Annotated in this window: 21 protein-coding genes; 13 read left to right on the plus strand and 8 right to left on the minus strand. The window is 62.9% G+C overall.

Annotated features, from left to right (window positions below; translation table 11 throughout):
• Positions 1 to 9: 9 nt before the first annotated feature.
• Positions 10 to 2,535 (minus strand): ATP-dependent helicase HrpB, encoded by a 2,526-nt coding sequence (hrpB, locus tag NPS47_RS05075; protein ID WP_274293996.1) that lies wholly within the window; start codon positions 2,533 to 2,535, stop codon positions 10 to 12.
• 118 nt (positions 2,536 to 2,653) lie between these two features.
• Here hrpB and NPS47_RS05080 point away from each other — a divergent pair, with 118 nt between their 5' ends.
• Together NPS47_RS05080 and NPS47_RS05085 are read left to right on the plus strand one after the other, a co-directional pair.
• A complete protein-coding gene (locus NPS47_RS05080) occupies positions 2,654 to 3,073 on the plus strand; it encodes a polyribonucleotide nucleotidyltransferase (protein WP_274293997.1) in 420 nt (139 codons plus the stop codon).
• A 26-nt stretch (positions 3,074 to 3,099) separates the two neighbouring features.
• Positions 3,100 to 3,972 carry a cation diffusion facilitator family transporter gene (locus NPS47_RS05085; protein ID WP_274293998.1) on the plus strand — a complete coding sequence of 291 codons (873 nt, stop codon included), beginning with the start codon at positions 3,100 to 3,102 and terminating at the stop codon, positions 3,970 to 3,972.
• Between the two features lie 9 nt (positions 3,973 to 3,981).
• Here NPS47_RS05085 and NPS47_RS05090 read toward each other — a convergent pair whose 3' ends face one another.
• A complete protein-coding gene (locus NPS47_RS05090) occupies positions 3,982 to 4,812 on the minus strand; it encodes a DUF6515 family protein (protein WP_274293999.1) in 831 nt (276 codons plus the stop codon).
• 1,238 nt (positions 4,813 to 6,050) lie between these two features.
• On the opposite strand from NPS47_RS05090, the gene NPS47_RS05095 reads away from it, so the two are divergent.
• On the plus strand, positions 6,051 to 6,527 hold the full coding sequence (locus NPS47_RS05095) for an Lrp/AsnC family transcriptional regulator (protein WP_038606626.1): 477 nt from the start codon (positions 6,051 to 6,053) through the stop codon (positions 6,525 to 6,527).
• 55 nt (positions 6,528 to 6,582) lie between these two features.
• A complete protein-coding gene (locus tag NPS47_RS05100; RefSeq protein ID WP_038606624.1) occupies positions 6,583 to 6,786 on the plus strand; it encodes a DUF2788 domain-containing protein in 204 nt (67 codons plus the stop codon).
• On the opposite strand, the gene NPS47_RS05105 is transcribed toward NPS47_RS05100, so the two are convergent.
• From NPS47_RS05105 to NPS47_RS05120, 4 genes are all read right to left on the minus strand, one after another.
• Positions 6,783 to 7,412, minus strand: a complete 630-nt coding sequence (locus NPS47_RS05105; RefSeq protein WP_274294000.1) for a pseudouridine synthase — start codon at positions 7,410 to 7,412, stop codon at positions 6,783 to 6,785. The two genes, NPS47_RS05100 and NPS47_RS05105, sit on opposite strands and share 4 nt — an antisense overlap.
• 6 nt (positions 7,413 to 7,418) lie before the next feature.
• Positions 7,419 to 8,924 carry an AMP nucleosidase gene (gene amn / locus NPS47_RS05110; protein WP_425313477.1) on the minus strand — a complete coding sequence of 502 codons (1,506 nt, stop codon included), beginning with the start codon at positions 8,922 to 8,924 and terminating at the stop codon, positions 7,419 to 7,421.
• Positions 8,925 to 8,956: 32 nt separating this feature from the next.
• Positions 8,957 to 10,609 carry an acyl-CoA dehydrogenase family protein gene (locus NPS47_RS05115; protein WP_274294002.1) on the minus strand — a complete coding sequence of 551 codons (1,653 nt, stop codon included), beginning with the start codon at positions 10,607 to 10,609 and terminating at the stop codon, positions 8,957 to 8,959.
• An 83-nt stretch (positions 10,610 to 10,692) separates the two neighbouring features.
• Positions 10,693 to 12,675, minus strand: coding sequence for a sensor histidine kinase (locus NPS47_RS05120; protein ID WP_274294003.1), 1,983 nt, complete (start codon positions 12,673 to 12,675; stop codon positions 10,693 to 10,695).
• 264 nt (positions 12,676 to 12,939) lie between these two features.
• Here NPS47_RS05120 and NPS47_RS05125 point away from each other — a divergent pair, with 264 nt between their 5' ends.
• The 4 genes from NPS47_RS05125 (at position 12,940) to NPS47_RS05140 (ending at position 16,424) form a co-directional block, all read left to right on the plus strand.
• The gene (locus NPS47_RS05125; RefSeq protein WP_274294004.1) at positions 12,940 to 13,737 is read left to right on the plus strand and encodes a hydroxymethylpyrimidine/phosphomethylpyrimidine kinase; all 798 of its coding nucleotides are present in this window, start codon (positions 12,940 to 12,942) and stop codon (positions 13,735 to 13,737) included.
• Positions 13,738 to 13,751: 14 nt separating this feature from the next.
• Positions 13,752 to 14,381: a thiamine phosphate synthase gene (thiE, locus tag NPS47_RS05130; RefSeq protein ID WP_274294005.1), complete on the plus strand. Its 630-nt coding sequence runs from the start codon at positions 13,752 to 13,754 to the stop codon at positions 14,379 to 14,381.
• A gap of 11 nt (positions 14,382 to 14,392) precedes the next feature.
• Positions 14,393 to 15,679 carry a glutamate-1-semialdehyde 2,1-aminomutase gene (hemL, locus tag NPS47_RS05135; protein WP_274294006.1) on the plus strand — a complete coding sequence of 429 codons (1,287 nt, stop codon included), beginning with the start codon at positions 14,393 to 14,395 and terminating at the stop codon, positions 15,677 to 15,679.
• A 196-nt stretch (positions 15,680 to 15,875) separates the two neighbouring features.
• Positions 15,876 to 16,424, plus strand: coding sequence for a tetratricopeptide repeat protein (locus NPS47_RS05140; protein ID WP_274294007.1), 549 nt, complete (start codon positions 15,876 to 15,878; stop codon positions 16,422 to 16,424).
• Positions 16,425 to 16,433: 9 nt separating this feature from the next.
• On the opposite strand, the gene NPS47_RS05145 is transcribed toward NPS47_RS05140, so the two are convergent.
• Entirely contained in the window at positions 16,434 to 16,760 is a 327-nt protein-coding gene (locus NPS47_RS05145) for a DUF1820 family protein (RefSeq protein ID WP_038606593.1), read from the minus strand.
• A 129-nt stretch (positions 16,761 to 16,889) separates the two neighbouring features.
• Between NPS47_RS05145 and miaB the strand changes: the two genes are divergently transcribed.
• From miaB to lnt, 5 genes are all read left to right on the plus strand, one after another.
• Positions 16,890 to 18,218, plus strand: coding sequence for a tRNA (N6-isopentenyl adenosine(37)-C2)-methylthiotransferase MiaB (gene miaB, locus NPS47_RS05150; RefSeq protein WP_038606590.1), 1,329 nt, complete (start codon positions 16,890 to 16,892; stop codon positions 18,216 to 18,218).
• 123 nt (positions 18,219 to 18,341) lie between these two features.
• Entirely contained in the window at positions 18,342 to 19,343 is a 1,002-nt protein-coding gene (locus NPS47_RS05155) for a PhoH family protein (RefSeq protein ID WP_274294008.1), read from the plus strand.
• The gene (gene ybeY, locus NPS47_RS05160) at positions 19,336 to 19,830 is read left to right on the plus strand and encodes an rRNA maturation RNase YbeY (RefSeq protein ID WP_274294009.1); all 495 of its coding nucleotides are present in this window, start codon (positions 19,336 to 19,338) and stop codon (positions 19,828 to 19,830) included. The genes NPS47_RS05155 and ybeY overlap by 8 nt, the downstream gene beginning before the upstream one ends.
• 5 nt (positions 19,831 to 19,835) lie before the next feature.
• A complete protein-coding gene (locus tag NPS47_RS05165; RefSeq protein ID WP_274294010.1) occupies positions 19,836 to 20,675 on the plus strand; it encodes an HlyC/CorC family transporter in 840 nt (279 codons plus the stop codon).
• Between the two features lie 8 nt (positions 20,676 to 20,683).
• On the plus strand, positions 20,684 to 22,201 hold the full coding sequence (gene lnt / locus NPS47_RS05170; protein WP_274294011.1) for an apolipoprotein N-acyltransferase: 1,518 nt from the start codon (positions 20,684 to 20,686) through the stop codon (positions 22,199 to 22,201).
• Here the strand turns inward: lnt and NPS47_RS05175 are convergent.
• The gene (locus tag NPS47_RS05175) at positions 22,198 to 22,959 is read right to left on the minus strand and encodes a YdcF family protein (protein WP_274294012.1); all 762 of its coding nucleotides are present in this window, start codon (positions 22,957 to 22,959) and stop codon (positions 22,198 to 22,200) included. The two genes, lnt and NPS47_RS05175, sit on opposite strands and share 4 nt — an antisense overlap.
• Positions 22,960 to 23,076 lie beyond the last annotated feature (117 nt).

The following is a 23,076-nucleotide window of genomic DNA, read 5'->3' on the forward strand; positions in this document are numbered from 1 at the left end:
GCCGGGTGGCTACTTGCGCGGCTTGGCCCGCGCTGTAGCCTCGGCGATCAGCGGGTCGTCCGGCCAGTAGTGTTTCGGGTAGCGGCCCTTGAGATCCTTCTTCACCTCGGCATAGGTACTGCGCCAGAAGTTGGCCAGGTCCTGGGTCACCTGCACCGGGCGCCGCGCGGGCGACAGCAGGTGCAGCAACACTTGCTGACGCCCCTGGGCAATCCGCGGGGTTTCGGCCAGACCGAACAATTCCTGCAGGCGCACGGCAAGGATCGGCGGTGTTTCGCTGTAGTCCAGGCGGATGTTCGAACCCGAAGGCACGCTCAGGTGCATCGGCGCCCACTCATCGAGGCGCTGGGGCAGCGGCCAGGGCAGCAGATTGCGCAGCATCGACGAAAGGTCGAGCTGGGCAAAATGGCTCAGGCGGGTAACCTTGCCCAGGTAGGGTTGCAGCCACTCCGGCAGACTTGCCAGCAGAGCGTCGTCGCTTAGATCAGGCCATTCACTTTCGCCATCGGCTGCCAGATCGAGCTGGCGCAGCAGCGCAACCCGCGCTTGCCACTGACGCAGCTCGGGTGTCCATGACAGCAGCTCCAGGCCTTTTCGTCGCACCAGCTCGAGCAGCGCCCGGGCGCGGGCATCCTCATCCAGACCGGTCAACGGCTCACGGCTGAGCACCAGTTCGCCGACTTTGCGCTGACGCTCGGCGCGCAATACGTTTTCACGCTCGTCCCAATCGAGGAGGTCGACGCTGCGCACCTGCTCGGCCAGTACCCCGTCGAACAAAGCCGGATCGAATTCCGCGGCCAGATAGATGCGCTCTTCGCGTTGCCCCTGGCGACTGCCGAGATCGGCGACCACCAACCACGGACACTTCATCAACGCATCGGGCTCGCCAAACAGCGCCGCACGGCCGTTGGCCAGACGGTATTCGCCGCCACCGGCACGGCGCTGCTGAGCCACCCGGTCCGGATAAGCCAGCGCCAGCAATGCACCCAGCCAACGGGAATGCTCGGGGTCGGCAACCGCAGAGCGCGCATTGCCACGCAGATAACCACGATACTGCCGGGCCAGTTGCCGGGCGCGCTGCACCCCACCCTGCCCGCCTCTGCTTGTGCGGGCTTCACCACTGAGCAAGGCCAGGCGGCTGTGCACATCAGCGCCAGCGCCACGCAGAATATCGCGCTCGCCCAACAAAGCGGCGACGTCACAGGCCATGGCTGCCAGGCCCAGGTCCTGGCCACGCAATAACAGATGGGCGATGCGCGGGTGTGCCGGCAACTCGGCCATGGCCTGGCCGTGCTCATTCAAGCTGTCCCGACTGTCAGCCTTGAATGCTCCCAGGCGCTGCAACAGATCCAGCGCCTGTGCATAAGCCGCCGCAGGAGGCTGGTCGAGCCAGCGCAATTGCTCCGGCGTGACGCCCCAGCGCGCCAGCTGCAAGGCCAATCCAGCGAGATCGGCCTGAAGAATTTCGGCACTGCCGTAGGCGGCCAACTGCTCATGCTGGGCCTCGGACCACAAGCGGTAGCACACCCCCGGTTCAAGGCGACCGGCGCGACCAGCGCGCTGGGTGGCGCTGGCTCGGGAGATACGCTGGGTATCGAGCCGGGTCATGCCGCTGCCCGGGTCGAAGCGCGGCACGCGCGCCAGCCCGGCATCGATCACCACGCGCACGCCATCGATGGTCAGGCTGGTCTCGGCAATGTTGGTCGCCAGCACCACCTTGCGTTTACCCGGAGGCGCGGCATCGATGGCCGCCCGCTGGGCATTGAGCTCCAGCTCGCCGTGCAACGGGCACAACAGGATGTCCTGACGCTCGCCCAGCGCTTCCTGCAACGATTGGTGCACCCGGCGGATTTCGGCCTGACCAGGAAGGAACACCAGCAGGCTGCCCGACTCATCGGCGATGGCCTGCAATACGCTATCGACCACTCGCGGCTCGATGTACTCGCCCGGCTGGAAAGGCCTGCCCCAACGTACATCGACCGGGTACATGCGCCCTTCACTGCTGATCACCGGCGCCTCATCAAGCAAGCTCGACAAGCGTTCGCCTTCGAGGGTTGCCGACATCAGCAGAATCTTCAGCGGCGGCTCGTCACGCAGCAACTCACGGCCATTGAGACTCAGGGCCAGGGCCAGGTCGGCGTCGAGGCTACGTTCGTGGAATTCGTCGAAGATCAGCAGACCGACACCCTCCAACGCCGGATCGGCCTGCAGGCGGCGGGTGAGGATGCCTTCGGTGACCACTTCAATCCGGGTTTTGGGACCGACTTTGCTGTCCAGCCGGATCCGGTAGCCGACCGTCTGCCCGACTGACTCACCCAGTTCACTGGCCAGTCGCTCGGCGGCGGCACGCGCTGCCAACCGGCGTGGCTCAAGCATGAGGATGGTCTGTCCCTGCAGCCACGGCTCGTCGAGCAACGCCAGTGGCACACGGGTGGTCTTGCCGGCGCCCGGTGGCGCTTCCAGCACCGCTTCATGGCGCAGGCTCAAAGCCTCACGCAAGGCGGGCAGTACGGCATCGATCGGTAACGAAATCATGGTGGCCCTCAAACAATTCGCCCAGTATACCGGCGAACCGAGCCCGCATTATCATGGTCTTAGCTGTAGATAACGGCTCTTTGCCTGTATCGTTGTGGCCCTCACTCCGGAGATTTCCATGCGTATTCCCTCCCGCGTCATCGGCGGCGTCCTGATAGCATCCTTGCTGACCCAACTGACGGCCTGCGGCACTATTTTCTACCCTGACCGGCGCGGCCAGATCGAAGGCAAGATCGACCCTGTGGTGGCCGCAATGGATGCCATCGGCATCCTGTTCTACGTACTCCCCGGTCTGATCGCTTTTGGCGTCGACTTCGCCACCGGTGCCATCTACATGCCTGCAGGGCGACACGCGCAGGTCGCCCCGGAAAAACTCAACCAGGCCATCAGCGCTGACGGCAAGGTCGACAACAGCAAGCTGCAGGCTATCCTCGAAAGCGAGCTGGGCCTGCGCCTGCCGCTCAACGACCCGCGCCTGATCCAGCACAAGGGCAGTGTCGAGCAACTGGCAATGTATGGTCTCAAGCCCGCCGCTTGAGCAACAGACAGGAAGCCTGCGCCAGCATGACCCCTTCGACTGAACATCAACGTCTGCTGCGCCTGGCCACCCGCGCGTCACTGGCGGTGGCCAGCATCCTGATCCTGACCAAGGCGGTGGCCTGGTGGCTCAGCGGTTCGGTGAGCCTGCTGGCCGGCCTGACCGACTCGGCACTCGACGGCGTGGCCTCGTTTCTCAACCTGCTGGCAGTGCATTACGCCTTGCGCCCGGCCGACGACGATCACCGTTACGGTCACGGCAAGGCCGAAGCCATGGCCGGCATGGCCCAGGCGCTGTTCATCGCGGTGAGCGCGGTGCTGATCGGTGTACAGGCCGTGGAACGCCTGCAAAATCCCCAACCGCTCGGTGATACGGCCATCGGCATTGCGGTGATGCTGCTGTCGCTGGCCCTGACCGTGGCCTTGCTGATGCTGCAGGCGCGGGTGATACGCATCACCGGATCAACGGCGGTGCGTGCCGATTCACTGCATTACCGCTCTGACCTGTTGCTCAACGGCAGCATCCTGATTGCCCTGGTCCTGGCCCGCGTGGGCTGGCCGCAACTGGACGCCTTCTTCGGCTTGGGTATCGCTCTGTACATATTCTGGAGCGCGCTGCAGATCGCCCGGGAAAGTACGTCGATCCTGATGGACAAGGAGCTGCCCGGCGATATCAGCGAACAGATGCTGGCCCTGGCCTGCAACGTACCTGGCGTGCGCGGTGCGCATGATTTGCGCACACGGGTTTCCGGCAGTCACTGGTTCGTCCAGGTGCATCTGGAGTTACCGGGTAACATGCCGCTAACCGATGCGCATGCGCTGTGCGATCAAGCGGCAGCAGCCATTCATGGACAGTACCCGAAAGCGGAAGTGTTGGTACATGCCGATCCGGTGGACTGAACCGGCGTATCAGTTGACGCTGTAGCCCCGCCCGCTCAAGCAAGCCCTCAGCGCTTGCCGGTAGCTGTCCGACACTGGTAAAGCCGGTGCATAAGTCGCTTTGGCCGGATCGAAGCCGCTTTGTTGCACCGCCCAACGGTGGCACTCGTAGCGATCCCGATCAGCCTGCTCCGGGCTTTGCCCCGAAACCGGATTGGCAACGACGTCGTAGTCATTTTCCATTGGTTGTGGCTCTGTGCTGGCCACCGGCGGATTGACCACAACGTACTCGTTGCTGTCTTGCAGATACTGGTAGTAGGTACCTGCCACCAGGAAATACAGTGAATCGGCAACCCATACTTCGCGGGCGTAATCCGGCAAGTAGCCGACCCGCATACCATAATGAGGCGCTACCACCACATAGCGCGGCCCTTGCGGACGGTACCAGTAGCCCCCGGAATAAAAGTATTCACTGCCACGGTAAGGCACACGCCAGTACTGGTCGGGAAACTGCTCAATCACCTGACCGGGCTGATATCGCGGGCCGCTGCCCCAGCCATTGCCATGACCATCAGGCCGCCCCGGCCAGTTATCCTGCGGTCGCTGTTGCGGCCCGCCCGCCTGGTAGTAGCGGTTGCCATTGTTGTGCCGAGGAATGTCCTGGTAGTAACCGGTTCGCGGTGGCTGGGTCTGGCGCACCTCGTCCGGGCGCGACTGCAGCGGCGACGTCCCTTGAGACTGCCCGGCGCCTTGTCCGCCATACCCATCAGCAGATCCACCCTGCCCCTCGGCCAATGCCTGCAGGTTGATACTGATGCACAACAAACCTGCACCGGCCAGACACCAGCTACGCGACTTCATGTTGTTCCTCTCGGACCGATGAGATGGGCCTGTGGATAAGAGTGGAAAAACCACGACGGGTTTCCCAACAATTTATCAGGCTGTCCGGACGAGGTATCGGCGCCACGATGAAAAATTACAGGCAATTTCGTGGGGGACTATGATCTTGGGACTGGGCTGGGCTGGGTTTCGAATGGGAGCTTATCCATTCGCTGTGGCGCCGCTGCCGACCCCTTCCGCCTTTACGGCGGCCTACTTTTTTCTTGGAAAAAGTAGGCAAAACCGCCTGCTCCTACATACGGCCCTACGCTGCGCTCCGGGTCCCCTCGCTTCGGTGCCTTCCAGGGGCATCGCGGCCTACGACTTGCTGCGCCAAGTCTACGGCTCGCGAACTTCGGCTTAGGCCGAAGGGTGCTGCGCACCAGCCCCCTCCAGACACCTCCGCTCGGCCTCCTGAAGTCGCAAAGTTACGGGCGGCGCCTGCGCTGACGCATCTTCGAAATCAAACTTTGGCGGAGCCAGGCTGATGCCATCGCGGGGTCAAGCCCGCTTCAAGGTGTTGATCTTGACCTTCATGCACGCAAGTTCAATCGCCGCGGACTGCGACTTCAGGAGGCTGAGCGTAGGTGCCTGTAGGGGCCGGTGCGTAGCACCTTCGGCGTAGCCGAAGAGCGCGAGCCGCAGACTTGGCGAAGCAAGTCGTAGGCCGCGTGGCCCCGGAAGGTGCCATAGCGAAGGGACCCGGAGCGCAGCGTAGGGCCGGATGCAGGAGCGAGCGGCTTTGCCTACTTTCCCCAAGAGGAAAGTAGGCCGCCGTAAAGGCGGAAGGGGCCGGCAGCATCGCCACATCGAATGGATAAGCTCGCAGCCTCAGCACCCAGCCCAGCCCAGCCCAGCCCAGCCCAGCCCAAAAATCATAGCCCCCGACAATTCCATGAAGGCAATAAAAAAGGGAGACCCTGGGGTCTCCCTTTGAGAATTTTGTCCGTGCTCGACGCTTGTGACGTCGGCTCACCTCACGCTGTCTTGTGAACAGTGTGTAGCCCGGGGGCCGAGCACAACCCTGTTGGGTTGCTGGCCGCAGCTGCCCTGATAAGGCCAGCTGCACTGGACTGATGTCCGGGCAGTGATTCTGGGTATAAGCATAGGGCTAGAGCGGCAGCAGAGGATTGCGAAGATTGCTCAATCAAATAGCACTTGCGCAATTTTTACCTACGGATCGATAATTCAACGCAATCAGAACAGAGAAGGCATGATCCATGAGCAAACTGGACCGCTACGACCTGAGCATTCTTGCCGAATTGCAGCGCGATGCACGCATCTCCAACCAGGAACTGGCCGAGCGTATCGGTCTGTCGCCTTCGCCCTGCTCGCGCCGGGTCAAGCAACTCGAAGACGACGGCTACATCGCCCGCCAGGTGGCGCTGCTCGACCGCAAGAAGCTCGGTTTGAGCCTCACGGCCTACGTATTGATCGGCATGGATCGCCACACCCCGGAACGTTTCGAAGCGTTCGAAACCGCCATCCGCAACCTGCCCCAAGTGCTCGAATGCAGCCTGGTTACCGGGATGGATGCCGACTATCAGCTCAAAGTGGTGGTCCCGGACATGGATCACTATCAGCAACTGCTGCTCGGCCACCTGACCCGTATCGAAGGGGTGACCAGCGTGCGCTCCAGCTTCGTGCTCAACCAGGTGCTGGCCAGCACCGAACTACCGTTGACGCACCTGCGTTAGTCAGACCGGCAAGCGCGGCGTATAATCGCGCGCCTCAACTTGCCGGAGAATATCGATGGATCCTGCGTTGTTCGAAGAGTGGATGATGACTGTCCTGGTCACCATCCTGATTGGTTTCATGGGTTTTATCGTCTGGGACCTGGCGAAGAAGTCCAAAGCCGGTAAGTTCGGCACCTTCATTCTGTTTTTCGTGCTGGGCCTGGGTATCCTCGCCTTCATCATCAAAAGCGTGGTGATTGGCTACATCGAAGGCGTTTAACGCCTAGGCGGAACTTCCCGCCATTGCCCCTGATCCAGACCGTCCAGGGTCCAGTCGCCGATCCGCACCCTGACCAGGCGCAGGGTCGGCAGACCGACGGCAGCGGTCATGCGCCGCACCTGGCGGTTGCGCCCTTCCTTGATCACCAGTTCCAGCCAGCTGGTCGGTATGCTCTTGCGAAAACGTACCGGCGGGTTGCGCGGCCACAACTGCGGCTCTTCAAGCTGCCGGGCCTGGGCGGGCAAAGTCGGCCCGTCATTGAGCTCAACGCCGTCGCGCAAACGCTGCAGCTGCTCGTCTGTCGGCTCACCCTCGACCTGCACCCAGTAGGTTTTCGCCAGCTTGTGCTTCGGATCGGCAATCCGCGCCTGCAGCTGGCCGTCATTGGTCAACAACAGCAAACCTTCGCTGTCGCGGTCCAGGCGCCCGGCTGGATAAACGCCGGGAATGTCGATGAAGTCCTTGAGGGTCGCGCGCCCTTCGCCATCGCTGAACTGGGTCAGTACGTCAAAAGGCTTGTTGAACAGGATCAACCGCGGCTCGGCCGGCGGCGCCTTGGGCTGGCGACGCGGGCCTGCGGGTTTGGCCGCGCCATGGCGCGGCTTGGAGCGTGGGGGTAACGGCATGGGGCCTCAGCGGAACGGCGGCTCGTCGAAACTGCGCAGTTTACGCGAGTGCAGCGAATGCAGCTCGGTGCGCAGCAGGTCGAGTGCGGCGATACCGATTTTCAGGTGCTGGCTGACCGCCCGGTTGTAGAAGGCGTTGGCCGCGCCCGGCAGCTTGATTTCGCTGTGCAGCGGCTTGTCCGAAACGCACAGCAAGGTGCCATAGGGGACGCGCAAGCGATAACCCTGAGCGGCGATGGTGCCGCTTTCCATGTCGACCGCCACCGCCCGTGACAGGTTGATCAGCGGACGTTCCTGAGCCCAGCGCAGCTCCCAGTTACGGTCGTCGTAAGTCAACACCGTGCCGGTGCGCAGACGCTTTTTCAGCTCGTCACCGCGCTCGCCGGTCACTTGCGCCGCCGCTTCCTGCAGCGCCATCTGCACCTCGGCCAGGGCCGGAATCGGAATATGCGGCGGTACCACCCGATCCAGAATGCCGTCACGGCGCATGTAAGCGTGCGCCAGCACGTAATCGCCGATGGTCTGCGACTGCCGCAGGCCGCCGCAGTGACCGATCATCAGCCAGCAGTGCGGACGCAGCACCGCCAGGTGGTCGGTGATGTTCTTGGCGTTGGACGGGCCGACACCGATGTTGACCAGGGTGATGCCATCGCCATCGGCGGCGATCAGGTGATACGCCGGCATCTGGTAACGGTGCCAGACCACGCTCGCCACCAGCGACTGGGCCTCACCGTTGTCCATGCTCTTTTCGATGATCACATTGCCCGGCAGGACCATGCGCACAAAGCGTGGGTCATCGCGCAGCTGCTCCAGGCCATGGCTGACGAACTGGTCGACATAGCGGTGGTAGTTGGTCAGCAGGATCCACGGCTGCACATGGCGCCAGTCACTGCCGGTGTAATGCACCAGGCGGCGCAAGGAAAAGTCCACCCGCGCCGCGTCGAACAGCGCCAGCGGCAGAGGATCGACGTTGGCCCAGTCGTACAGGCCATCGGCGATGCCATCGGTGGCAGCCGACAGGTCGGTGCTGGGGAAAACCCGCGCCAATGCGGCGGCAGTGATACCGCTACCGGCCAGTTCGTCGCCGTGCTCGACCACGTAAGGGTAAGGAATGTTCTGCTGGCTGACACCGACTTCAACGGTGACAGTGAAGTCGCGCATCAGTGGCTTGAGCTGCTCCAGCAGATAGCCACGGAAGGCCGCGGGATGGGTAACCGTGACGCTGTAAGTGCCTGGCAGCTGGACCTTGGCGTAGGCACGGGTAATGGCCGGCACTTCACCGTGATACTGGTAGGTCAGGCGCAATTCCGGGTAACGGAACAGTGCGCGTTCTTCGGCATTCGGCTCGGTGCGGTCCTTGAGGTAACGCTTGAGCGCCTGGCTCAGGGCCGCGGTGGATTCTTCATGCAGGGCCGCCAAACGATCGACGGCCTGCTCGGCGGTTGCTACGACAACGAAGGCTTCATCAGTACGGCTCACAATGTACTTCCTGTCTGACATGCATGTAGCCATCTTGCCTACTTATTCAGGCAAAGGCACGCATGTTAGAGGGGCCAGTTTGGCGTCGACCGCGCCACTATTTCGCCAACATCAATGCCCCGTGGCAGCACCCCGTAGACCCGGCCACTGCCGCCCAGGCGGCTGCCGATAAAGGCATCGCTGACCGTGGCATTGCCCGCCTCCAGCAACAGCCTGGCCTGCAGGCCCAGGGCGATGTCTTCGGTGAGCTGGCGGGCGCGGTACTGAATGTCGCCGGTGTCGGCAAAGGCTGCCTTGAGGTTGCCGATATGCGCCGCCAGACGCGGATCGCCGTGACCGTCACCGAGCTCAGCGAACAGCACATCGAGCACGCCCGGCTCCTTGGACAGGGCACGCAGCACATCCAGGCACTGGACATTACCGGAACCTTCCCAGGTCGAGTTGACCGGCGCTTCGCGGTACAGGCGCGGCAGGATGCTGTCTTCGACATAGCCTGCGCCGCCCATGCACTCGGCCGCTTCGTTGATCATGGCCGGGGCACGCTTGCAGATCCAGTACTTGCCGACAGCGGTGATCAGCCGGGCAAAACGCGCCTGTTGCGGGTCATCCGGCTGGTCGAGAGCATGGCCCATGCGCAGGCTCAGGGCCAACGCCGCTTCGCTTTCCAGAGCCAAGTCGGCAAGCACGTTCTGCATCAGCGGTTGCGCGGCCAGCAGGCGTCCGCCGACCTGGCGGTGGGCGCAGTGGTGGGCAGCCTGGGTCAGGGCCTGGCGCATCAGGGCGCTGGAACCGACCATGCAATCGAAACGGGTCATGGCGACCATTTCGATGATGGTCGGCACACCGCGGCCTTCCTCGCCGATCATCCACGCCAGGGCGCCGCGGAACTCCACTTCACTGGAGGCATTGGAGCAGTTGCCGAGCTTGTTCTTCAGGCGCTGGATATAGAACTGGTTGCGGCTGTCATCCGGGCGATGGCGCGGCAGCAGGAAACAGCTCAAGCCCTTGTCTGTCTGGGCCAGGGTCAGGAAGGCGTCGCACATCGGCGCCGAACAGAACCATTTGTGCCCGACCAGTTCGTAAGCCTGCCCCGGCCCCGGCGCGCCCACGGGGTAGGCACGGGTGGTGTTGGCGCGGACATCGGTGCCGCCCTGCTTCTCGGTCATGGCCATGCCGAGGGTGACCCCGACCTTGTGCCGGTCACCGACGTTACGCGGGTCGTACTCGGTGGCGAGGACCTTGGGCAACCAGTACTCCGCCAGTTCCGGCTGCAACTTGAGCGCCGGCACTGCGGCAAAGGTCATGGTCAGCGGGCATCCGCTGCCGGCTTCCGCTTGAGTATGCAGATAGGTCATCGAGGCCCGGGCGACGTGGGCGCCCTGGCGCGGGTCGGTCCACGGCAGCGACGGCAAGCCGTGCTCGATGGCCGTGCGCATCAGCTCGTGGTAGGCCGGATGAAACTCCACCAGATCGATGCGATGACCATAGCGGTCATGGCTGCTAAATTGCGGCTTGTTCTGGTTGGCCAGGAACCCGGCGGCCATCAGCGGCCCGCCTGCCAGAGCCCCGTACGCGTCGATCCGGGCCTCAGCCCAGCCTGCCCCATAGTGTCGCGACCACTGCTGCAGAGGCAGGTCGATGCGATACAGATTGGCCCCGTCCAGCGCTGGCGGCTGGTTGGTGACTTCATGGGTTTCAGCGTACTGGTGCAGGTTCATCAGGGGGCCTCCTGGATCCGGGCGTGACTGAAATTTCAGTGAATCACGCCCCGCCCCCCGCTCAAAGTGACAAATACGCCTAACTAGCCGCGATTTAGCCCGGTCCTGGCCAGCGCCTGCGGCTGGCTCAAGGCGAGGCTCAGCACCAGCTCGAAACGGCTGCCCAAGCCCGGGCTGGACTCATGCTGCAAGCGTGCCCCGATCAACCCGGCCAGCTGCCGGCAGATCGCCAGACCAATGCCCAGGCCTCCGTACTGGCGACTCATCGAGCCATCGACCTGGAAGAAGCGCTGATACAGACCGGGCTCGGCGAGGCGATCAAAGCCGATGCCGCTGTCGCTGACACTGATGGTCAGGCCAAGCAGACCCGGCCCTTGCAAGCGCCCGCGCACCTGCAGCACGACCCCGCCCTCATGGGTGAACTTGATCCCGTTGTCGAGCAGGTAGCTGATGCACAGCGCCAGTTTATGCCGGTCGCCGACCAGCAGCTCAGGCAAATCGGCCGGCGTATCCAGATTCAGGTACAGCCCTTTGCCCAGCGCCGCCGCGGCGTACTTGCTGCGCAGTTCCTGCAACAGGTGGCGCAAGCCGAAGGGTGCGTTTTGCGCACTGAGGCGACCGGCCTGCAGCTCGGTGAGAATCAGGATATCGTCGACCATGCCCATCATGTCCTGGGCTGCGTAACTGGCCGTGCGCTGGTACTGCGCCAACTCATGCGCCATGGGCACTGTCTGCATCAACTCCAGCGAACCGATCACGCCGTTCATCGGCGTGCGCAGTTCATGGGTCACCGTGGCCAGGAACTCATCCTTCAAGCGGTTGCTGTTGGACAGTTGCTGGTTGAGCACTTCCAGGGCCCGGCCGGTGTCGCGCAGGGCCTGGGCCTGCTGGTCACGCATGCTGTTGATGCGGTCGGCCAGGGCCAGCGACAGCAGGCACACCTCCAGCGCCGAACCGATCTGGCTGGCGTACATAGTCAGGAACACATTGGGCAGATAGCCCAGCACCATCAGTGTATTGACCAGGCCGCCGAGCAGGAACGCCGTCCAGGCGATGATGAAATAACGCGCCACCCGCATTCCGCGTCGCCAGGCAAACACCCCGGCGGCGAAGATCGTCACGGTGAACAGCAACGCCAGGGCCGTGGCCAGGCGCAGGGCGATGCCATAGCTGCTGATCAGCGACAGCAGCATGACCACCCCGCCACCGGCCATCAGCACCTTGAGCAGGCCATCGAAAGCGCGGCTGTGCCGGGCCATCTGCAGGAAGCTGCGGGCGAACTGGCAACCGAATAGTCCCGAGGCGCCAATGAACAGTGGCGTGGCGGCGTTCGCCCACCAGGGGCTGTCAGGCCAGAAATAAGCCACCGCCGCGCCGTTGACCGATACCTGATAGAGACCGAACGAGGCGATATAGAGGATGTAGTAGAGGTAACTGGTGTCGCGCACGCTGAGGTAGATGAACAGGTTGTAAACCAGCATCCCCAGCAGCACGCCATAGATCAGGCCAAGCACATAAAGGCGAGTCGGCTGCGCCTCCAGATAGGCCTCGGTGGACCATAACGTCAGCGGCGCCTGGACCGAACCCTGGCTGTGCAGGCGCAAGTAGGCGGTGGTGGTCTGACCGGGGCTGAAGGGTAATTCGAACAGGTAGTTGTTCTGCTCGATCTGGCGACTGGCATACGGCAGGGCATCGCCGGTGCGTTGCGCCAGGCGGAAAGTACCGCCGCTGTCGGGCAGGTAAAGTTCCAGATGGTCCAGTGGCGGGTAGGCCAGCTCCAGCAGCCAGCTGCGCGGCGCGGCTGAAGGCAAGGCGGTGTAGCGCAGATCGAGGCGAATCCAGAACACCGAGGTCGAATAACCGGCATTCAACACATCGGTTTGATGGCTGCGGAAATGCTCACTGAACGAAGGGGCACTGACCTGCGCAATGCTGGCATTGCCACCGCGGTCTTCGAATACCTGCATCACCCGCCCCAAGGGCAAGCTGCGCGTCGAGTCGTCGAAATCGACCGCCGTGGCCAGCAGTGGCAACCAGCCCAGCACAACAATCAGCAAATAGCGCATACAGCCCCAGCATGGTCTGTCCCGGTCGTGTCGCGGTAGCCTCCTGTCCGTTTGAGGCGACGCGATCCGGCAGTAACCGTTATCGGTTGTTTGAGCACTCTAGCATAGCTTTTCAGCACTATCAGGTGCCACATAAAAATACGAACAAAAGGCTCTATCTCGGCACTTTCAGCGATATGCGAATTCATTTCCTGACCACTTGATCAAAAAAGCCTGGCCTGGGGGCAGACCTGACAAAAGCGTTTGGTGGTAAGCTCGCGCACCATGAATACCTACAGCTCCCGCCCCGTTGTCCTCTGTCTCTCCGGCCACGACCCCAGTGGCGGCGCCGGCTTGCAGGCAGATATCGAAGCCCTGATCGCTCAAGGTTGCCACGCCGCTCCCGCCGTGACTGCCCTGACCGTGCAGGATACCGTCAATGTCACTGACTTCCGTGTGCTCGACCGCGAGTGGGTACTGGCCCAGGCCAACGCCGTTCTCGCCGACTCCACGGTCGCAGCCGTCAAGCTGGGCATGCTCGGCTCGCTGGACATGGTCGACACCGTCGTCGAACTGCTCAGCGCCCACCCGCATCTGCCGTTGGTCTGCGACCCGGTGCTGCGTGCTGGCGGCGGTGGCCGTCTGGGCAAGGACGAGGTCGGCTACGCCATGCGCGAACGCCTGCTGCCACTGGCGACCATCGCCACCCCGAACCTCCCCGAAGCCCGCATCCTCGCCGAACTGCCTGAAGGCAGCGCAGATGAATGCGCAGAAAAACTGTTGCCCTTCGTCAGACACCTGCTGATCACCGGCGGTCACGGCGACGAACACGAAATCCACAACCGCCTGTACAGCCGCGATGGCCAGCGTCACACCTGGACCTGCCAACGCCTGCCTGGCAGCTACCACGGCTCGGGTTGCACCCTGGCCAGCGCCCTGGCCGGCCGCCTGGCCCTCGGCGAGCAATTGCAAAGCGCCGTACGTTCGGCCCTGGACTACACCTGGCGAACCCTGCGCGATGCCGAACAACTGGGCAAAGGCCAATATGTGCCGCGTCGCCTTCCCCTGGATTTCTGTTCCTGAACCGAGGCCCCGAGATGAAGCTACGCGGTCTGTATGCCATTACCGACAGCCAGTTATTGGCCGGCAAGTTTCTGCCCTACGTTGAGGCAGCCCTTGAAGGCGGCGTGACCTTGTTGCAGTACCGCGACAAAAGCGCTGACCAGGCACGTCGCCTGCGTGAGGCCGAAGCCCTGGCCGAGCTTTGTGCGCGCTACAAGACCCGCCTGATCATCAACGACGATGCCGAACTGGCCGCGCGCCTGGGTGTCGGTGTGCACCTGGGCCAGACCGATGGCCCGCTGACCCCGGCGCGTACCCTGCTCGGCCGCGAGGCCATCATCGGCTCGACCTGCCACGCCCAGTTGGAGCTGGCCGAGCAAGCCGCGCGCGAAGGCGCCAGCTATGTAGCCTTTGGCCGCTTCTTCAATTCCGTGACCAAACCGGGCGCGCCCGCCGCCGATACCGCCTTGCTGGACCAGGCCCGGGCCCGGCTCAAATTGCCGATCTGCGTGATCGGCGGCATCACCCTCGACAACGCCGCCCCGCTGGTCGCCCATGGCGCCGACCTGCTGGCGGTGATTCATGGCCTGTTCGGCGCCGACAGCACGCAGGAAGTCACCCGCCGTGCCCGCGCCTTCAACGCCCTGTTCGCATCTGCTGATTGAGAGAGCCCATCATGTCTCGTTCCGAAACCCTGTTCGCCAACGCCCAGAAACACATTCCCGGAGGCGTCAACTCGCCAGTGCGGGCGTTCAAGAGCGTTGGCGGTACGCCGCTGTTCTTCAAGCATGCCGAAGGCGCCTACGTCACCGACGAAGATGACAAGCGCTACGTCGACTACGTCGGTTCCTGGGGCCCGATGATCCTCGGCCACAGCCACCCGGACGTGCTCGACTCGGTGCGCAAGCAACTGGAACACGGCTTGTCTTACGGCGCGCCGACCGCCATGGAAACCGAGATGGCCGACCTGGTCTGCTCGATCGTGCCGTCGATGGAAATGGTGCGCATGGTCAGTTCCGGCACCGAAGCGACCATGAGCGCCATTCGTCTGGCCCGCGGCTACACCGGCCGTGACAGCATCATCAAGTTCGAGGGCTGCTACCACGGTCACTCCGACAGCCTGCTGGTAAAAGCCGGCTCCGGCCTGCTGACCCAGGGCGTGCCAAGCTCCGCTGGCGTGCCGGCGGCCTTTGCCAAACACACCCTGACCCTGCCGTTCAACGACATCGACGCGGTCGAGAAGATGCTCGCTGAAGTCGGCCAGGAAGTGGCGTGCATCATCGTCGAGCCGGTGGCCGGCAATATGAACTGCGTGCCGCCGGCGCCAGGTTTCCTCGAAGGCCTGCGCACGCTGTGCGACAAGCACGGTGTGGTGCTGATTTTCGACGAAGTGATGACCGGTTTCCGCGTTGCCCTGGGTGGCGCACAGGCGCATTACGGCGTGACCCCGGACCTGTCGACCTTCGGCAAGATCGTCGGCGGCGGCATGCCGGTCGGCTGCTTCGGCGGCAAGCGCACGATCATGGAACAGATTGCACCGCTGGGCCCGGTCTACCAGGCCGGCACCCTGTCGGGCAACCCGCTGGCCATGGCTGCGGGCCTGACCACCCTGAAACTGATCAGCCGCCCGGGCTTCCACGCCGAGCTCAGCGACTACACCAGCCGCCTGCTCGACGGTCTGCAGCAGCGTGCCGATGCCGCGGGCATTCCGTTCGTCACCACGCAGGCCGGGGGCATGTTCGGCCTGTACTTCAGCGGCGCTGACGACATCGTCACCTTCGATGACGTGATGGCCAGCGATGCCGAACGCTTCAAGCGTTTCTTCCACCTGATGCTGGAAGGTGGCGTGTACCTGGCGCCTAGCGCCTTCGAGGCCGGTTTCACCTCGATCGCCCACGGCGAAACCGAGCTGAAAATCACCCTGGATGCCGCCGAGCGGGCGTTCGCCAAGCTCAAGGACTGATCCTGACTGGCTGTTTTGGCAGCCATCGCTGGCAAGGCCGGCTCCCACATGTGGGAGCTGGCCTTGCCAGCGATAGGGCACTGTTGTGGCCTGTAAGCAGAAAATCGAGTAAAGACTTTGTAAGGTAGGCGTTGCTTATCCCATAATGTGCCACCAGACACTTTGGCCGCAGCTTTGCAGAGGTAAGTCGATCCCCATGAACCGCACCGGCCGCGCCCTCGCCCTGGGCTGCCTGTTGCTTCTTCAGCCCCTGCTGGCCTCAGCAGGCGGTAACTCGTTGCTGATTCCGGCAACGGGCCGCTGCACCCTCAATTCCCAACCCGAAGACCTGCCCCAAGCCTTGGCCACATGCCAGCAGGCGGCGCAGCAAGGCGATGCCCAGGCCCAATACGAGCTCGGCGAGTTCTATTACGAGGGCACCAATACACCACGCGACCTCAAGCAAGCCCTGAGCTACTTCGAGCAAGCCTCGCTGCAAGGCCACGCCCAAGCTCAGTACCGTCTTGGTACCATGTTTTTCAAAGGTGAAGGTGTCGCAGCCAACAATGTACAGGCGTACATAGTGCTGAAAATGGCGGCGGTCAATGGCGCCGAAGACGCTCTGGACCTGGCCGATGAGGTCTCCGAGCAAATGCCCCGTGAAGATCTTGAAGTGGCGACCCAGGTATTGGGACAGATCTTCCGCAAATACCTGCTGGAGCTGCAGACTGCCGAAGGGCGTACCCCCTTCTCGCCACTGCCCTGAAGCCCGGGCTTATTTTTCCGGCATCGGCATCGGAAACGGCATCACGTTGCTGACGCCACGCGCCTCACTGATTTTTGGCGTTCCCAGGCGCTCGACCTCATCGATACGCACGATCGAGTGCATCGGCACAAAGCTGCGCACCACGCCCTCGAATTGCGCCTTGAGCTTTTCTTCGCTCGGATCGACCACCACCTGGGTGCGTTCGCCGAAGACAAATTCCTCTATTTCAAGAAAGCCCCACAGATCGCTCTGGTAGATCTGCTTGGCATACATCTCGAATACCTGGCCCTGGTTGAGAAAGATCACTTTGTAGATAGGTGCTTCGCGTTTGGTCATTTCGGCGGGGACAGCCACAGGTTGTAAAGAAAGGCCAAACTATAACATAGCCCCCAGACCGACAACGCTAGGATCCACCGCCGTAGCCCCTTATAATGCGCGGTTCTTCGAATTACCTGATGATCTCCCATGGCCAAGAAGCTTTATATCGAAACCCACGGTTGCCAGATGAACGAGTACGACAGCTCGCGCATGGTCGACTTGCTGGGTGAACATCAAGCCCTGGAGGTCACGGCACGGGCCGAAGACGCCGACGTGATCCTGCTCAATACCTGCTCGATCCGCGAGCGCGCCCAGGACCGGGTCTACTCCCAGCTGGGCCGCTGGCGCGAATTGAAGGACCTGAAGCCGGACATGGTCATCGCTGTCGGCGGTTGCGTGGCCAGCCAGGAAGGCGAATCGATCCGCAAGCGCGCGCCGTATGTCGACGTGGTATTCGGCCCGCAGACTCTGCACCGCCTGCCGGAAATGATCGATGCCGCGCGCACCACACGCCTGCCCCAGGTCGATGTGTCGTTCCCGGAAATCGAAAAATTCGATCACCTGCCCGAGCCGCGCATCGACGGGCCGACCGCCTATGTCTCGGTCATGGAAGGCTGCAGCAAGTACTGCACCTTCTGCGTGGTGCCCTACACCCGCGGCGAAGAAGTCAGCCGGCCGTTCGATGATGTCTTGTCCGAAGTCATTCACCTGGCCGAGAACGGCGTGCGCGAAATCACCCTTCTGGGGCAGAACGTCAACGGCTACCGCGGCCAGACCCACGATGGCCGCCTGGCCGACCTGGCCGAGCTGATCAGGGTCGTGGCGGCGGTGGATGGCATCGACCGCATCCGCTACACCACTTCGCATCCGCTGGAATTCTCCGACAGCCTGATCCAGGCCCACGCCGAGGTGCCGGAACTGGTCAAGCACCTGCACCTGCCGGTGCAATCGGGCTCGGACCGGGTGCTGGCGGCCATGAAGCGCAACCACACCATCCTCGAATACAAGTCCAAGCTGCGCAAACTCAAGGCCGCCGTGCCGGGGATCTGCATCAGCTCGGACTTCATCGTCGGCTTCCCGGGGGAAACCGAGAAAGACTTCGAGCAGACCATGAAGCTGGTCGCCGAGGTCGGTTTCGACTTTTCCTACTCCTTCGTCTACAGCCAGCGTCCGGGCACTCCGGCCTCCGACCTGCCCGACGACACCCCGGAAGAGCTGAAAAAGGAGCGCCTCAAAGCCCTGCAGCATCGCCTCGACACCCAGGGCTTCGAGATCAGCCGACAGATGGTCGGCACGGTGCAGCGCATCCTGGTCACCGACTACTCGCGCCGCGACCCCGGCCAGTTGCAGGGGCGCACCGAGAATAACCGTATCGTCAACTTCCGCTGCGACAATCCGAAGCTGATCGGCCAGTTCGTCGACATCCATATCGACGACGCCCGTCCGCATTCGCTGTTCGGCTCGCTAGCACACTAACCTGTCCAGCCGGGCCGCAATACTGGCCCGGCGACCCTTGATCGTTTCAGCGCTTTCGCCCTGCAGCGGCTAGGGTTATCCTTGAGTCCATCTCCATTGCCGTTGGGCGGCTAAAAAACAACCTTGAACGCACCCATAGAACCTCATCGTTTCATCCTCGAACCCTTCGAGGCCCATCGCTTCGCCAATCTGTGCGGGCAATTCGACGAGCATTTGCGCTTGATCGAACAGCGCCTGGCTATCGAAATCCGCAACCGCGGCAATCAGTTCGAATTGATCGGCGAACCCAAACACACCTCCTCTGCCGAGCAACTGCTGCGCCGTCTCTATCGCGAGACCAAGGCCACCGAGCTGTCGCCGGAAATGGTTCACCTGTTCCTGCAGGAATCTGCGGTGCAGGAGCTGGAAAACCCGGCCGTCAACGAAGTCAGTGTTTCCCTGCGCACGCGCAAGGGCATGATTCGTCCACGCGGGCTGAACCAGCAGCGCTATGTGAAAGAGATCCTCGGCAACGACATCAACTTCGGCATCGGCCCGGCCGGTACCGGCAAGACCTATCTGGCCGTGGCCTGCGCCGTCGATGCACTGGAACGTGAACAGGTGCGTCGCATCCTGCTGGTACGCCCGGCGGTCGAAGCGGGCGAGAAGCTCGGGTTCCTGCCCGGCGACCTGGCGCAGAAGATCGACCCGTACCTGCGCCCGCTGTACGACGCCCTGTATGAAATGCTCGGCTTCGAACACGTCGCCAAGCTGATCGAGCGCCAGGTGATCGAGATCGCCCCGCTGGCCTACATGCGTGGCCGCACCCTGAACAACAGCTTCATCATCCTCGATGAGAGCCAGAACACCACGGTCGAGCAGATGAAGATGTTCCTCACCCGGATCGGTTTCGGCTCCACCGCAGTGATCACCGGTGACATTACCCAGGTCGACCTGCCACGCGGCACCAAGTCGGGCCTGGCGCATGTCATCGAAGTGCTCAGGGGCGTGCCGGGCATCAGTTTCACGCACTTCCAGCCCAAGGACGTGGTCCGCCACCCGTTGGTGCAACGTATTGTCGAGGCCTACGAGCGCTTCGACAGCCAGCAGCAGAACCCGACCGAAGGCAAACAACGCGATGCTTGAGCTCGATCTGCAACTGGCAAGTGATGCACCGCACCCGACTGAAGCGCAGTTCCGCCAATGGTGTGAGCTGGCCCTGCGCCAGCGCACGGCCGACTCGGAAATGACCATCCGTCTGGTGGACGAAGTCGAAGGCCGTGAGCTCAATCACACCTGGCGGCACAAAGACTACGCCACCAATGTGCTGTCCTTTCCCGCCGACGTACCCGACGAGCTGCTCGATATTCCGCTGCTCGGCGACCTGGTGATCTGCATCGCCGTGGTCGAGCGCGAAGCCGCCGAACAAGGCAAGGCGCTGGAGGCCCACTGGGCGCACCTGGTGATCCACGGCTGCCTGCACCTGCTGGGCTACGACCACATCGACGACGATGAGGCCGAAGAAATGGAAGCCCTGGAACGGGAATTGCTGGCTGAACTGGGTCATCCGGACCCTTACGCCGACGACGAACACGACGCACCCCACACTGATATCTGCAAGGAACACGAGTAACCGCCATGAGCGAAGATCGATCGAGCAACGGGCAAAAGTCCTGGCTGGGCAAACTGACCCAGGCTTTTGCCCATGAGCCGAAAAACCGCCAGGAGCTGCTTGAGCTGCTGCGCGAAGCCCATCAGAACAAGCTGCTCGACAGCGAAGCGCTAACCATCGTCGAAGGCGCCATCCAGGTCGCCGACCTGCAAGTACGCGACATCATGGTGCCGCGCTCGCAGATGATCAGCATCAAGGCCACGCAGTCGCCACGCGAGTTCCTGCCAGCGGTGATCGACGCTGCGCACTCGCGCTACCCGGTGGTCGGCGAAAGCCATGACGATGTGCTCGGTGTGCTGCTGGCCAAGGACCTGCTGCCGCTGATCCTCAAGGAGAACGGCGACAGCTTCAACATCAAGGACCTGCTGCGCCCGGCCACTTTCGTGCCCGAGTCCAAGCGCCTGAACGTGCTGCTGCGCGAGTTCCGCGCCAACCATAACCACATGGCCATCGTCATCGACGAATACGGCGGCGTGGCGGGCCTGGTGACCATCGAAGACGTGCTCGAGCAGATCGTCGGCGACATCGAAGACGAGCATGACGTCGAGGAAGACAGCTACATCAAGCCGTTGCCCAGCGGCGACTTCCTGATCAAGGCCCTGACCCCGATCGAGAACTTCAACGCGTTCTTCGACAGTCAGTTCTCCGATGACGAGTTCGACACGGTTGGCGGTCTGGTCATGAGCGCCTTCGGCCACCTGCCCAAGCGTAACGAGACCACCGAAATCGGCCCGTACCGCTTCCGCATCCTCAATGCCGATAGCCGCCGGATTCACTTGCTGCGACTGACCCCTATCACCCGTTAAGGACAACCATGCGCTGGATCACCCGCCCCGGCTGGCCCGGTAACCTGCTGGCCGTGGCGGCCGGTGCAATCACCACCCTGGCCCTGGCGCCGTTCGACATCTGGCCGCTGGCACTGCTGGCGGCCGGCCTGTTCTACCTCGGCCTGCGTGAGCTGAGCCCGCGCCAGGCCCTGGGCCGCGGCTGGTGTTTCGGCTTCGGCCTGTATGCTGCCGGCACCAGCTGGATCTACGTCAGCATCAACACCTACGGTGGCGCCACGCCACTGCTGGCCACCGGTCTGCTGATAGCATTCTTTGCGGCTATAGCCTGGTTCTTTGCCCTGCCCGCCTGGATCTGGGCACGCTGGCTGCGCCGCAACGAAGCGCCCCTGGCCGACGCCCTGTGCTTCGCCGCCTTGTGGGTCGGCCAGGAAGCCTTTCGCGGCTGGTTCCTCACCGGTTTCCCCTGGCTCTATTCCGGCTACAGCCAGCTCGACGGCCCGCTGTCCGGCCTGGCGCCGGTCGGTGGCATGTGGCTGATTTCCTTCTGCTTGGCCTTGTCTGCCGCGCTGCTGTGCAACCTGCCACGCCTGCGGGCGCGCAAATCGTTCCTGGCCGTGGCAATCGTGCTACTGCTAGCGCCCTGGGCCGCCGGCCTGGCCCTGAAAAACCACGCCTGGACCGAGCCTGCCGGCAAGCCGCTGACGGTGGCTGCCTTGCAAGGTAATGTCGAGCAGGAACTGAAGTGGAACCCCGAACACATCAACGCCCAGCTGGCCCTCTACCGCGACATGAGTTTCAGCTCCAAACCGGTTGACCTGCTGGTCTGGCCGGAGACCGCGGTACCGATCCTCAAAGAACAGGCCCAGGGCTACCTGGACATGATGGGCAGCTTCGCCGCCGACCGTCACTCGGCGCTGATCACCGGCGTGCCGGTACGTGAAGTGGTGCACCAGCAACGCCGCTACTACAACGGCATTACCGTGACCGGTGAAGGCGACGGCACCTACCTCAAGCAGAAGCTGGTGCCGTTCGGTGAATACGTACCGCTGCAGGATATGCTTCGTGGCCTGATTGCCTTCTTCGACCTGCCGATGTCGGACTTTGCCCGCGGGCCGGCTGACCAGCCGCTACTGCAGGCCAAGGGCTATCAGATCGCCCCGTACATCTGCTACGAAGTGGTCTACCCGGAGTTCGCCGCAAGCCTGGCCGCGCGCAGCGACATCCTCCTGACCATCAGCAACGACACCTGGTTCGGCACCTCGATCGGCCCCCTGCAGCATTTACAGATGGCCCAGATGCGTGCGCTGGAGGCCGGTCGCTGGATGATTCGCGCCACCAACAATGGTGTCACCGGGCTGATCGATCCCTTCGGACGCATCACCGCGCAGATTCCGCAGTTCGAACGCGGCATCCTCTACGGTGAAGTGGTACCGATGCAGCAGCTGACACCGTACCTGCAGTGGCGCTCCTGGCCACTGGTGATTGTCTGTGCATTGTTGTTTGGCTGGGCCCTGCTGGCCAGCCGGATTGCCAAGACCGTCTAGTAGAACAGGCGGTAACCGAGCAGGCCGACTGCCTCATTGAGCAGTTGGCCGCTCTGCCACATCGCCTTGCTTTCCGGCAGCCAGCCACCGAACGGCCGGGCATGATCACGACCGAGAAAACCGACTGGCGCCGGCACCACGGTAAAACCCGCCTGCTCGAAGCTCCAGCGCGAACGCTGCATATGCCAGGCCTGGGTCACCACGACCACACGCTTGATGCCCTCAGGCAAGAGGATCCGGGCGCTCATCTGGGCATTCTCCCAGGTCGTGCGGCTGCGCTCTTCCTTCCAGCGCACACTCACCCCAAGATCATGCTGCAGCGCATCAGCCATCAGCTGTGCCTCGCTGGGAGGGGTGCCATAGTGCAAGCCGCCCGAGATCAACAACGGCAAGCCCGACACCTTGGCCAACCGGGCGGCGTAACGCATGCGCTCCATGGCCGTACCTGCCGGCTGATCAACAAAGTCCCAGGCCGGATCGCCGCGTTCGCGCCCGGCGCCCAGCACCACAATGGCATCCGCCTGCTCAGCCAGGTGTGCCCATTGCTCATGGCTCAAGGCCGGTTCGGTCTCCAGCAAACGCGCCGAATGCTCGACGACAATCGGCAGACTCATCGTCCACAAGCCCCCCAAGCCCAGGACAAAACACAAGGCAGACAGGCGCGGCCAGGAACGACGCAGCCACCAGGCCGCGAGCAACAGCAGGAACAATACGCCGGGCGGCAGGATTATCTGTTTGATCAAATAGCGAATAGGCACAGGTCACCTCCATGGAGGTGCGCAGCCTAAGAGGATCGGCACCTGGCAACAATAGTCAGGAGTCAGATGCCGATCATCTTGTCTTTGCAAAGGGGGGCGCACTCCGCATTGCGCCTG

Source organism: Pseudomonas putida, assembly GCF_028682475.1.
Taxonomy (GTDB): Bacteria; Pseudomonadota; Gammaproteobacteria; order Pseudomonadales; family Pseudomonadaceae; genus Aquipseudomonas; species Aquipseudomonas putida_AG.